The organism is Pseudoalteromonas luteoviolacea H33-S, assembly GCF_001625695.1.
GTDB lineage: Bacteria > Pseudomonadota > Gammaproteobacteria > Enterobacterales > Alteromonadaceae > Pseudoalteromonas > Pseudoalteromonas luteoviolacea_B.
In genome coordinates this window covers 1-13,254 of sequence record NZ_AUXY01000064.1, presented here as the reverse complement: position 1 = coordinate 13,254, position 13,254 = coordinate 1, and the positions used below count along the sequence as shown (strand labels likewise).

The window sequence follows — 13,254 nt, the reverse complement described above, 5'->3', positions numbered from 1 at the left end:
AAGCGCTATATCAATAATTACCAAAATGACCTCAAGCGGTGATAGCCTCAACGAAATAGATTGAGGCTCTTTTATCACCTCTATATTGAAATATACGGTGTTTTTTGTGACTCACTTTTACTCTTTTCTATACACATGCATCAATAGGCATGCCTTAGTCTTCCTTAATTACTTTGAGCTATTATTCATAAGGGTAATGGGAAGGTGGATTTTTGAATCTGTAAACCAATTTAATATCAAAGGCTCTTTTGCATCATCAATGGTTTCGACGCTGACATCCTTGCCTGTTCCCATGTTGACTTGAGCGTGCTCATTTTTATTCACATCCAGTACCAGTGCTAATTTGCTGCCTTTTATTAACTTTCTTGCAGTCATTCGAGTATTCACTAACGGGAGTTTGGCTTTTTGGTTTGGTGTTAGCAGTTGGCGTTTTGAGCTGTTATTTGCATAACTGGCTCGACTTCGATAATGGGCCAGATGAAATGTTTGACCGTCAGGCATAAGTTGATAAAGATTAAAGCCAATATCTACGTCCTTTTTGTTAATTGAGATAAATACGTGGCCTGACGGTGCACCAGCGTATTGCATATCTTGCTCAAATTCGTCAGAAACAAACACAACCCCAGTTTCATCAGGCAGTTCTGGTAGTATCACGTTCATATAGTCAATATTATGCTGTACTTTTCTATCAGCAAGGTCAACAACTTGAGTATGCTGCGCGATAGGGTTTGGCTTTTGTTTTACTAAAGACTGGTACTTGCTCTTAGAGGGGTTGCCTAAGTAAAAATCTATACCTTGCTGGTTTAGTTGCTCGTAACTGTCAACGTGGTGCCAAGTATTATTTCCCATCAGTTGGTAGTTAACTTTATTTTTTACAAGATCGGGGACTGGTGCATTATTTAAAACATGGTCAAACCATTCAAATACCACTTTTTCAGTGTCTTTTTGTAATGCTACTGGGTCAAGTTTGTAGTTTGTAACATGGCTGTTTGGTAAAGCTTGCGCAGTCCAGTGATCATAAGGGCCAATGAGTAAGCTATGATTGGCTCTTGGATTATATTTGTAGTGCTCGTTCATATAATGAATAGCGGATATTTGCCCACCATCAAAATAGCCTGTGATTGAGAGTACTGGAAGAGTGATGTCAGCAAACTCTTCACCATAAGGGACCATGGATTTGTAGTAATCATCAAAACTCGGGTGACTTAAAAACTTTTGAAATAACGGGTTAGGGCGTCCTTCAATTTTATCTATATCTTTAAAAGCGCGGCCACTGGTAAATAGCGTTTTGTTTAAGTTGCTCCAATGCGCTCTGTTAGCATATTCACTATTATCCATGGTTTTATTGTTTGTGACATGAAATCCCCATTGGTAGTTAGCGGTAAGAAATACGTTATTTTCCATAGGTAAACCAAGGGCAGGGTGCGCTGCTGCATAAGGGGCAATGGCTTTTAATGCAGGGTGCTTATACTTTGCTGCCGCCCACTGTGTATAGCCATTATAGCTTCCGCCATACATCACCACTTGACCATCACTCCAACTTTGTTTGCTAATCCAATCTATGATCCTATGTGCGTCTATCCCTTCATTGACCCATGGTTCAATTTTGTTTTTACTTAGTCGCTTACCACGAGAATTTACAACGATACCAACATAGCCACGTAAAGCTGCATATTTGGCAGTTTTAATATGCCGACTTTCATCAGCATAAATCGTGAATTGAAATGCAGTTGTGTACGATTTATCGATATTTTTCGGTCTTACGATTGTCGCTGTGTGTTCAACTCCCTGAACGGTCTTGATTAAGCGTGCCGGCTCGATTATGAAATCCTCTTGCCACTTTTTTTGAATTAATGGGTGTGCAATGACATAGACGCTTTTAATAATTTTGAGGTCCATGGCACTCGACGCAATTTGGATTAATTGCTGGTTATTGAGTGTTTTTGTGTTCCTCACCTCATTGATTAGGCGCGTAAATTTTTGACGGGTTTGCTTGTATGCGTTATTCAGGTCGTTTTCATATCGGTAGAGTGCCGCATTGCTAAAAGGATTTAGTTTGTTTGAGATTAATTGTCTTAGTGTCAAAGGGGGAGTTGTTTGTATCTGTGTAATGTACCATTTTTGATATTCGGTGAAGTTCGTTTTGGCATGCTGTTCAGCATCAAGTAGCTGGGCGTTCAAAGCCTCTGAATCTTGTAGAATTAAGTTTAAGTTTATTCTAATCCTGTTTGATTGTTTTGAGATTATCTCATTGGGCAGTTGTTTAATTAACGGTAATAATTGACTGAAAAACAATTCCGAATCGGTAATCTGAGTGATATTTATATCATCAGCACATAGTAAGTCTACAAGACTTGTTGGCAACGAAATGCTTTCTTCTTCCATAGCTTGAATTGAACAAGGCAAAGCCATCGCTAATAAAATGGCGATTAAAGCAATTACTTTCGCAATAATTTTAGATAAAATGCACATTGCTGATTTCCTAATTTTTAATAATTGAAATCAGTTTATTTTTCGACATTTTTAAAGTACTGATAATAAGAAAACTTTTTATGACTTTTAATGCCTAAAAATATTAATCTTAAAATACAATCACTTAAGAATAATAAAGAGATGTGATGCATTGGCAAATTGATGAAATTACGTTTTGTGATAAAACTCTGACTTTGAATATTGATAATAACGAGATACAGCTTGAACCTATGGTCTCGGAAGTGTTGCGCTTTTTTTGTACAAAACCGAATTTATTGGTCTCTAGAGATGAGTTAATCGAGCAGGTGTGGCAAGGGCGAATAGTGACTGATAACGCAGTTAATCGTGTGATCACAAAATTAAGAAAAGCACTTAAAGACGACCCTAGAAACCCTATTTATATTGTTACTTATCCCAAAAAAGGCTATCAATTTATTGCGCCTGTCAGAATGTTAGAAAATATTGCTGTTAATCAATCGCAAGCTAAAGACTTTGCTGTTCAGATTAATGATTATAAAAGTATTTTGTTGCCTGTATCAGGTGTTTTCATACTCATTTTACTCACCGCGATATATCTAACATTCCAAAACAACCAAAAATCAACACTTGAACTCTTAACAAATGTCAATGCGATGACTCGTGAGCCAGGGTTAGAGTTAAACCCGCATTTATCTTCTGATGGAAATTACTTGCTATTTACAGAAGTACATAACGGAAATATCAGCTTAAAATTAAAAACACTGTATACCGAAGATGTAGAAGCCATAGATCATGGCCCAGAAACTTGGGAGGGGCCCGGTGTTTGGCGTAAAGATGGAAAAGCGCTGGTTTATCTAGCTACCACCGAAAATAGTTGCCAGTATTTTATGAGACGCTTTGAAAATGGACAGTTAGGCGCACCGAAATTAATACACAATTGTCGCACAGGTAGTTATGGGAAAATTATATTCACCCATGATGAGGATCTACTTGTTTTTAATGAATCGGCATACCCAGGTGGGCCTTTCTATTTATATACCTTTCAACTGTCTAGCGGGAAAACGACAAGGCTTCAGCAACCGCTAATTGGACTAGGTGGCTACAGTCAATTCGATTTGCACCCCACAGAAAATAAACTGTTGATCAGTGCAGTGGACAAGCAATTGTCTACTGGGTTGTATGTAATTGATATAGATGAAAATCAATTTTATCACTTATTCGAAAATGAAGGCGGTGCGGTTTGGGAACATTCGGGTAATCGAATTATTTTACTTGAAGGCTATCCTGCCAATGAAATTGTCAGTTACGATTTGAAAGGTCGCGATAGAGCCGTACTTTACTCAAACAGTCATTCATTATTTGGCTTAAGTCGTCACTCCGATGGCAAGGGCTATTTGTTTAGCACGGGGGCACGAGATCGTAATATTACTTATTACTCTATGAACAGTGATATTGAACAAACAATAGCTGCAACCTCGGTAGACGAGCGCCTCGCACGATTTTCTCATCATAATAAAAGCATAGCGTATGTCAGTTTAGCTACGGGTAGAGAGCAGGTGTGGCTATATGATTTTAAAACCCAGCGTAGAGCCGTACTTTCCAAGTTTAAGGAGGCTCAATATTTCATAGACCTAAAGTGGTCTTATGATGGTCAATTTATATTTGCGCTAACGCAGAATGCTCTGTTTAAAATATCTATAGGCAGCGGCCTTGTTAAGCAGTTAAAAATACCGCAAGCGGATATTAGCGGCTTGTCAGTTAAAGATGCTCATACGATTGCATTTAGCTTAAAAGGCGCTGAAAAGTGGCGAGTTCACTATTATGATATTCGTGATGATAAATTGTTGAGTGCAGATCCTAAATGGCAGTTTGTATCATTTTCCAAAGTGTCTGAAGACATAATATGGCAAGATGTTAACGGAAAATATTTTACCGGATTGGACTTTAAACCTGTTACATCTGAAAAAGTTCAAGCTATTCCATTTATTGTTCAAAACAGATTTAATTTGGACAAACAAGCCAAAAATTGGCTTTGGCAGAAAGCTAAAGCTCGTAGATACCAGCTATATCGTTATGATGAGCAAACACAAATTGAAAAGTTGCTTATTACATCAGATACAAGTGATTTTGATTGGCAAGATGACAAGCTTTTGTATAACACAATTCATTATGTAAATTCAGATGTTTATTCGGTATCAGTAAACACTTCTCAGTAAAATAGAGGTCTTCTTAGACAGGGAAATACATTAAAGCACTCACTTAAGTGTCAAAATTAGGGAGAAGGGAACACAAGTCCCTTCTCTTGTAATACTCAGCTTTGTACCCAACTGGTTAATCTTCTTAATTCCTCGCTGCATCAATTAACTGCTAAAAAAGCTAGGATCTTGAAACATTGCGTTTTTAGACTAAGTTTTATGTATCTCGGCTGACTGATTTCTCTCATACAACAATGGCGAGCATAGTTACTCGACATGGACGCTTTTACTCGTGTTATCTAATGTCACACAAGGCAAGTAGGTTAGGATACCCTTCGTTAATGTTACTTTTTTATGGTGAGAAGTCTTTTTAGACAATATAAATAAAGTTGCATCTCATGAAACTAGATAAAAAACTCTACCTCTCATTTGGCATCATCGTTATGTTAATGGTTATCTCAAGTGCGGTAACTTGGATGCAAGTTACCGCACTGTCTGAAGTCACTGAGGAAGTACATAGTGATGATGTCCCCGCTGCGATTTACTATCTTCAATTGATGGATGAAATAGGTGATATGCATGTTGAGTTACTTGACTATGTGGTAGGGAACGAAAGCAAAAAAGCGGAGTTTTATGATAATTACAATGAATTTATGGATGTGTATAGAAGTTTGAAACCGCTAGAGTCAGCAACTGAGTCTGACAGAGCTAAAATGTCAGAGATAGAGCGCATAGTTAACGAATTCAAGTCGAGAGCCGAAAGGGAAGTTTTCAATGTCTATGACCCAGTTACCGAAAGGTGGGCTTTTAAATTTGTTGACGAACTTGAAAACTCAGTAGGCGCTGAACTTGAGATATTACTTGATAGGCTTAAAGAAGAAGAGTTTGCCGATGCGCTAAAGACGACAGATATTGTTGAAGCAGTGTCTGATGATTTACCCGGTGTACGTTTATACCTGGAAATGGTCGATGAAAAAGGCGATATGTTAGCATCGCTCACTGAGTTTATGACTGGGGAGCTAGATGAAAAAGAAGCATTTGAAGAAGGATCGAAAAGGTTTATAAAGTATTTAGAGTTGCTAAGGCCATTAGAGACAAAACCAGTTGAAGTGACAAACCTAAACAAAATCAAACAGCTTCACGATGAACTGTATGAGGGAGCGCATGAGGTTTTTAAACGTTTTGACCCGAGTGCAAAAACAAAATCAATTGCCGTTGTGCATGAGCTCGAAGTGGTTTTGTTCGAAAAAATGGAAGCGATTTTAGATAAGTCGACAAACGAAGAAAAGGCAGATGCTGAAAGCGCATTGATTAAACTTGATGAAGACATGCGCGGCATGCTGACAGTCATTTTTGTACTGACTACTTTAGCTGCTGTTGGTAGTGGTGTGGTCGCATTTATTTTAAGTAACTCAATTTCTTCGAGAATTACCAATGTTTTGAATGTTGCGACTCAGACAGCACGAGGCAATCTATCTTTGCAGCCTTTGGAACATGAGGGTAAAGATGAAATTGATGGTTTGGCCAGTGCGTCCAATGAAATGGTTGCGTCTCTGAGTAATCTAATACGCAATGTCGACCAGGTGGCCAATAATGTTGAACTGTCAGGTGAAGACATCGCAGAAATAAATCTGAGAATAGCCAATTTAAGCCAAAGTAGCTCTGAGCAATCGACAGTCATTGCAGCTGAAATCGAACGCATGAGCGCAACCGTTGCTGAAGTCGCTCAGCGTGCACAAGAAGCTGCCGAACAAGCTGAAAGCGCTCGAGATTTGGCTGATCAAGGGGGCAGTGTCGTTAAGCATACCGTTGAAGAAATTACCAATGCAGCGAGTGAGGTACAAAAAACAGCGAATACAATAACAAGCCTGGGCGATTTAAGTGCGCAAATAGGGGATGTCATTGGTGTGATTGGTAGTATTGCCGAACAAACCAATTTACTTGCTTTAAATGCTGCAATTGAGGCCGCAAGAGCGGGTGAACAAGGTCGAGGGTTTGCCGTTGTTGCTGACGAAGTCAGAACGCTTGCAGAGCGTACGACAAAAGCGACCGGTGAGGTCTCTTCTACCGTGCAAGCAATTCAGGATAAAACTCAAGTTGCCGTCAATGCGATGAATGTCAGTGTAGAACAAGTTAACAATAGTGTTGACTTGGCCCAACAAGCTGGCGGCTCTCTAAACGAAATTGTCGGTGGGGCTCAAGAAATTGCAGTGATGATTCAATCAATAGCGTCAGACACAGAAGAGCAGGCCAAAGTCGCAGAAGACATGTCGAAAGAGATTGTAAAAGTGGATGATTCTAGTAAACGGTCATTATCCGATACACAAGATGCAGAAATCGCGGCGAATAAGTTGAAGGGACAATCCGCAGAGTTAGTTAGATTATTAGAAGAGTTTGGACTCAAATAGGCTATAGCTTAAATAATGGAGATTTTCTAAAGACGTAGCGAGGTCCGAAATTCTGACACTGTACTTTAGTCAATGTCTCATGCCATTTGCAGGCAACATACTTAAAGGATATCTATTTGGATGGCAGTGGTGTGCTGTTTGTTCTATTCACCACATCAAACTCTGTAGATCCAACGGAAGATGGCAGTGCTATGAGAAATATGTATAAAGCTGTAATTCATGATACACAAGGTTATGTTGGCGAGCGTATAGGTTCAGCTAGCTTTAAGATAAATCGCAACTACTCATCAGGTATACTCGATAACCTAACCGTTAGGGCTTACATAAGCACCTATGCAGAAGGGTTAGGCTTGCTTAAGCGCTCTGGTGGTCAAATATATACCAATGATAATAGATATGATGTTAGTCGTGTAACCCGGATCACTTCTGATTATATGCCCCTTTATAACTTCTTGAAAAATGTTCACAACAAAACAGCGAGAAGTGCTCAGGACTTTTCTTTCTTTTGGTAAGGCGGACACCCAACTGACAAATCACAAACAGTGAACCTTTATTACTACGGTTCTGATGGCGTAAAAGTAATGCCTTAAACTTAACTGGAGACTATTTGTGGGCGCTGGAAGAAATGAAAATACGGCGGACTTTAACAACGACGGTATTTCTGAATTGTTGGTTCCTAACACAGAAACTCACAGCACAGCATTAGGCGTCATGGATCTTGGTACATATGATATTTCTTATTCGTTGCCAATTGACTCTAATGACAAACTTATTAGTGTGAATGCTGCTGATATTAATGGTGATAACATTGCTGATGCAATTTATAGCACTCAAAACTATGTTAAAGTTGTTGATGTTAATAACCAATCTTTATTATCCAATTTTACAGCTTCAAGTCAGATAAAAGATTTTAGTCTCTTTGAGAATGATACTGTAAATATGGTCGTAACGTCTGATGAATTAACTTTACTTACATTCTCCGATGGTGGTTTTTCTGAGAAAAGTAAATTAGACCAAAGGTGTGTTCAGGTAGAGTATTTTAATTTAGACAGTGATGCAGAGCTAGAAATTGCGTGTTTGTATGATGAAAACGCGCATTATTTAACTAGCAATACATCGCTCATTATTTACGAAGTGAATGGAGATAATCTGGAATAGGTACACAAAAAATCACTTAACGAGTATGTTGTTGATTTTTCTGTTTCCCCAACGAGTACTAATTATCAACAGTTGATATTCGCGACGCAAAGTGATGATAGCTGGAGCGAAAGCACACATTCTAACATAGTTTTTACAGATTCTAATGGTAATAAAATAAGTCGTAGCCCGGGTTTACTCGGACGCCCTTCAAAAGATGCGTTAAAGGTTAGATTAGATGATAAAGGTGAGCTTAATTTGCTTATCTCTACGACATCTGCAATGTATCAAGTACACTAGTTCGGTGTAGCTGCTTTTTATGAGAGTGTATTACAGAATAACTAGTAAATAGCAATTAATATCGAAATAAAAAAGCCTTAGCAAGAATGTTAGGGCTTTTTTGTATTGGCTAGCTATACAGGACCAGAGATGAAAAAGGCTTGTTTTCAATAAATTTAAGAGTTAACAAATTAATTTTATTTTTAGTTAAAGTTGGTGTTTATAAATTTAATAATAATCCAATACAATATGCATTATAGCTAGATTTGAATCTATCATTTTTCAAATTTATCGATTCAATATTGTTATAGATGATAACTTTAAAAAGTAACTTAAAAAAATTAAAGATGTTATGGTCTTGAGAGGTCGAATAAAACGCTATTTTTTGGCCTTTCTAACTTTAATAATCTTAAGGATAATTTTTTATGTTAAAAAATCAAAATAACAAAGCAAGCTTTAAATCTAACGTTGAAAGTTTAAAATCAAAAAAAATACTGGATAAAGTCAGTGGCGGCCGTGGAGGTGGTAGTATCGTGCTTGTTGATGAAAATGGCCGTATTGTATAATTCTCATAATCTTAAAAACAGATAGTAAAGATTTTAGAGCTGCTTTGTTTTGAAGTTTTTTAAATTTTTCAAGCAATAGTAGCTTTTATTTCATAATTACCGAATTCAACTCCGAAGTGTGACACTCTTTAATATCAAGCAGCCATACCTTGTTTTTTAAAAATAATGGCTTGAACCCCAAACACTTTCTGGGTCGGTAGTTAATCCTTGATTGAGCGAACAGAATGTCTTCATCTGTTACTTTTCTTACATCCATACCGTTTTGTCACTGCTTCCGCCGATTTTGATGGCACTTTCTTCGCTAAATAAAACCGACTTTTCGCTCTAAGATGGTCACTATCGCACCTGCGCCATGTTTACCTAACACTGTGTTAATTTCCCAATCGCCAAATCGCTCCAGACTTTTAACAACTACTGGACGCTCATCAATTGTTACCGCATTTTTAATCGTTGGCGCCTTTATCTTTTCGGCCTCTACGATATCGCTTACCACCTCGACATTTATCTCAAGCTACATAACTATAAATCCACTCATGGCTGGCGGTTTCGCCTTAGCTTGTAAGCACATTGGGAATTTGCTAAGGACTCTGATCGATACTAAGTAAAAAGCAAACATATTCAATGCGCTGAGTCGGTATCAGATACTTGCGAGCAGCAATACGCCTTTTAACAAAATAAGTATGGGCATTCTGAGGGCAATATTGCCCATGCGTTTGATTTATTTTCAGTTTACGATACACCGTTGCACGGTGGCACTTCACTTTTTTGGCTACCTCAGAGGTTGAAACCCCTAGTTCCAAAAGGGCATAAATCTGGTACTTCTTTCCTGGGTCAACTGCTGATATCTAATAGTAGTATCGCTTGTTTCTTTGGCGAGAAGAGCATACCACTTTCGGCAGTTGGCTTCCTCTTCTATCCCTTTCTATGACTGTCGCACTTATTATCTGAAATCAGGTCTAATTATCTAATTTAAGTTTTTTAAGACGAGACCTTATTCGTCATGTTAGATCTGAATTAGTACTCGTAATTCAATTGTGTCCCATAATTTTAATTTGGAGAATTATAAAGAGCTTGTCTAAGCTCCTTATATGAAACTCTTTATCACGCGGAATATCTTTGGTAAATATTGAAATAGACCAACAAATAATTTCTATTACGTGGATACTACTGTGCACAGCGTTGGTTTTACTCATGCAACCGGGCTTCACCTGCTTTGAAAGTGGCCTAGTAAGAAGCAAAAATAATATTAATGTTGCTCTAAAAAACGTCGCAGATTTTTGCATTAGCGGCGTGTGCTTTTGGATTATTGGTTATGGCCTCATGTACGGTGCCAGCGCTAATGGTTTCTTTGGGACAGATCAGTTCGCACTTAATAGTTACGACGACCCATCGGTATTGGCATACTTTCTGTTTCAGATGATGTTTTGCGGCACAGCTGCAACAATTTTATCGGGTGCAGTTGCTGAGAGAATGCGGTTTTCTGGTTATATTATCTGTGCTTTTGTAACTGCAACACTTTTATTCCCAATTGTTGGGCATTGGATCTGGCATGGTAAACACTTTGAGCAAGCGCCTCTTGGCTGGTTATTAGAGCTCGGTTTTATTGATTTTGCTGGCGCAACAGTCGTACATAGTGTTGGTGGTTGGATTGCATTGGTTGCACTGATAATCGTTGGGCCTAGATTAGGTCGTTTTACCAGTGAAGGTGAACCGAAAGAATTATACTGTCAAAACTTACCGCTCTCTGCACTGGGCACATTTTTACTTTTTATCGGTTGGTTTGGTTTTAATGGCGGAAGTGTTCATACACCTAGTTCAGAGCTTGCAAGAGTATTTTCGAACACTGCGCTGTCTGCCTGCGCGGGTGGTGTTAGCGCGCTGTTGCTCTCATGGAACTTACATTCTATGCAAGGCATACGCTATGTTTTAAATGGTCTGCTTACTGGTTTAGTGGCCATTTCCGCCAGTGCTGACTTGGTTAACTTGCCATCTGCTATCGTGATTGGTGCGATAGCAGGTTGTGTCAGTGTTTTACTCGGTGATTTATTAGAGAAATATAAAATAGATGATGTAGTAAGTGCGGTGCCAATCCACCTTGGCGGTGGTGTCTGGGGCACTCTGGCAATCGCTTTGTTCGTGCCTCTTGAAAAATTAAAACATGAATCACACACAGAGCAATTTTTGGTGCAACTGCTCGGTGTTGGCGTATGCGCCGCTTGGGTTTGCCTCATTGGCTTTAGTGTTTTGTGGCTAATTAATCGTGTTCACCCATTGCGAGTATCAGCACAGACCGAAACAATTGGACTAAATTTCGGTGAGCATGGCATGAAGGATGAACTCATTGATTTAATGGAACAATTTGACAAAATTGCTAAAAATGAAAGTAATCCGCAGCACCTCAATGTTGATCACGGTTCAAATAATGCCTCTTTATGCATGACCTATAATTACCTTTTAGATCACACAAGCCGACATTTTAAAGCAAGAGAAGATGAGCTATTACGCCTTGCGAGTCTAGATCCATTAACAGGGATCCCCAATAGGCGAGTGTATGAGCAAGTTTTGCAAGATACATTTGAAAAAAGTCGTCAGCTAAAGCAGCAGTTTTGTTTGTTAGTCATCGATGTAGATAATTTCAAGCAATATAACGATCATTACGGGCACCAACTTGGCGATTATTGTCTGCAAAATGTCTGTCAGGCATTATCGTCAAAATTGTCTGCTAAAAACACTTTACTTGCTCGAATAGGTGGAGAAGAGTTCGCGATCATAATGCCAAATACAGAGTTAGAAAGCGCAAAGAGCATTGCTCAAAGCATCTGTAGTGCAGTACGTGAATTGGAAATACCTCATAGAGCGGCTGAATGTGAGTTTGTGACTGTCAGCATAGGCGGAGCATGTTGGAGTAACACTCGATCAATCAGTATTCAACAGTTGTTTGATGAGGCTGATATGGCACTGTTTCAAGCCAAAAGCAATGGAAGGAACCAAGTACGCTTTGGCAGTGATGATGATTTTTATGCTGAAAGTTAATTACTTAAATGATAAATAATTATACATAATAAATGTGAATTTATATTTTTACGTTTGCCATGGTTGTTATTATATAATAAGTTGTTTTTTGATTTAACCTCAAGAAAAGTTTTTGATTTTTAATTTTTCATTCTATATTCCCCCCCCCTGAATGGTGTCATTTGTTTTGTAATACTCAACAAAGCTGAAGGTTTGAAATAGAAGGTTTTTGTATTTATATCTATTTTATTAGTAATGAATGTTGAATTGATTGCATCAAACTCCCACATCGAAGATAATTGTAAAAACAAAGATACTAATCAAGTTTTCCATTTTCCCACAGTTTAAGAAAACAAATGAAATACCAAATATAATGGATGATAATTCCTATCTGATTGATAAGGCTGAACAATGGAAAGTGTATGCTACAACACCGTGCATACAATCACATACATCGTCTTTTTGAGCCTGGGAACGATAAATTATTGATAGCTAATAATGGACCCATTATTGAAGTCGCTCTAGGAAATCTCCTGTCTAATATAAAACCCATACGCCTAGAATCTACCCATAAGGGGCTATTTATGTTTAATAGTATAACTGTATAAAGTCACTGTAAAATTTTACAGGTTTACGCTCTTTGATCTGTGTTTAGGTAAATTAATTGAATATTATTTAATTAATTTTCACCTATCACCTTCATGAACTTGTTGATTTTATTTTTAATTCATAAAGGATTTGATTTTGCCCTTCTTTATTTTCTGTTGATGTGGTTTTTTATTTTTGATACTAAATTTATTGACGGTAAATTTAAATAATAAGAGGTGTCAATTTTGTATAATAAAACTATTTTATTTTTAAGTGCTTTTTCTTTATTTAATGCTCACGCAGAACAAGTTTTATCTGATGAGAATACAATCTCAGAGTACATAGTCACGTACGAGCAGGGTGAAATGCCAGCTAATTTAAGTAATGGAATAATTAAATATCTAAGTATGGATGGTGATAAGAATATTGTCTTGATGGGGTTAAATAATGCTCAATTTGAGCAAATAGAAAAAATTTCATCAATTGATATAGAAAATAACGATGTCATTTATAGACTCGATTCAATCGAAAAGAGCAGCTACTCTACAATAATTGATGAAGTCGATATACCTCTAAATGATAGAGTAGACCCTAGATAGGCCTTGTTTCCTAAATATT

General features: G+C 37.8%; 8 protein-coding genes and 1 pseudogene. 7 read left to right on the top strand and 2 right to left on the bottom strand.

Going from position 1 to position 13,254, the window contains the following annotated elements:
* Positions 1 to 168: 168 nt before the first annotated feature.
* The gene (locus N477_RS09105; RefSeq protein WP_081216601.1) at positions 169 to 2,472 is read right to left on the bottom strand and encodes a CocE/NonD family hydrolase; all 2,304 of its coding nucleotides are present in this window, start codon (positions 2,470 to 2,472) and stop codon (positions 169 to 171) included.
* 146 nt (positions 2,473 to 2,618) lie between these two features.
* Here N477_RS09105 and N477_RS09100 point away from each other — a divergent pair, with 146 nt between their 5' ends.
* From N477_RS09100 to N477_RS25990, 5 genes are all read left to right on the top strand, one after another.
* Complete coding sequence (locus N477_RS09100) at positions 2,619 to 4,667, top strand: winged helix-turn-helix domain-containing protein (protein WP_063363829.1); 2,049 nt, start codon at positions 2,619 to 2,621, stop codon at positions 4,665 to 4,667.
* Positions 4,668 to 5,044: 377 nt separating this feature from the next.
* Positions 5,045 to 7,054, top strand: coding sequence for a methyl-accepting chemotaxis protein (locus tag N477_RS09095; protein WP_063363828.1), 2,010 nt, complete (start codon positions 5,045 to 5,047; stop codon positions 7,052 to 7,054).
* A gap of 116 nt (positions 7,055 to 7,170) precedes the next feature.
* Complete coding sequence (locus tag N477_RS09090; RefSeq protein WP_063363827.1) at positions 7,171 to 7,566, top strand: hypothetical protein; 396 nt, start codon at positions 7,171 to 7,173, stop codon at positions 7,564 to 7,566.
* Positions 7,567 to 7,663: 97 nt separating this feature from the next.
* Positions 7,664 to 8,212 carry an FG-GAP repeat domain-containing protein gene (locus N477_RS09085; protein WP_063363826.1) on the top strand — a complete coding sequence of 183 codons (549 nt, stop codon included), beginning with the start codon at positions 7,664 to 7,666 and terminating at the stop codon, positions 8,210 to 8,212.
* Positions 8,213 to 8,895: 683 nt separating this feature from the next.
* Positions 8,896 to 9,036: a hypothetical protein gene (locus N477_RS25990; protein ID WP_155731851.1), complete on the top strand. Its 141-nt coding sequence runs from the start codon at positions 8,896 to 8,898 to the stop codon at positions 9,034 to 9,036.
* A gap of 85 nt (positions 9,037 to 9,121) precedes the next feature.
* On the opposite strand, the pseudogene N477_RS25615 reads toward N477_RS25990, so the two are convergent.
* Positions 9,122 to 9,886, bottom strand: a pseudogene (locus tag N477_RS25615) (IS30 family transposase).
* 266 nt (positions 9,887 to 10,152) lie between these two features.
* Between N477_RS25615 and amt the strand changes: the two are divergent.
* Positions 10,153 to 12,069: an ammonium transporter gene (gene amt, locus N477_RS09075; protein WP_196760604.1), complete on the top strand. Its 1,917-nt coding sequence runs from the start codon at positions 10,153 to 10,155 to the stop codon at positions 12,067 to 12,069.
* 812 nt (positions 12,070 to 12,881) lie between these two features.
* Positions 12,882 to 13,235, top strand: coding sequence for a hypothetical protein (locus tag N477_RS09065; protein ID WP_063363823.1), 354 nt, complete (start codon positions 12,882 to 12,884; stop codon positions 13,233 to 13,235).
* Positions 13,236 to 13,254: the final 19 nt, after the last annotated feature.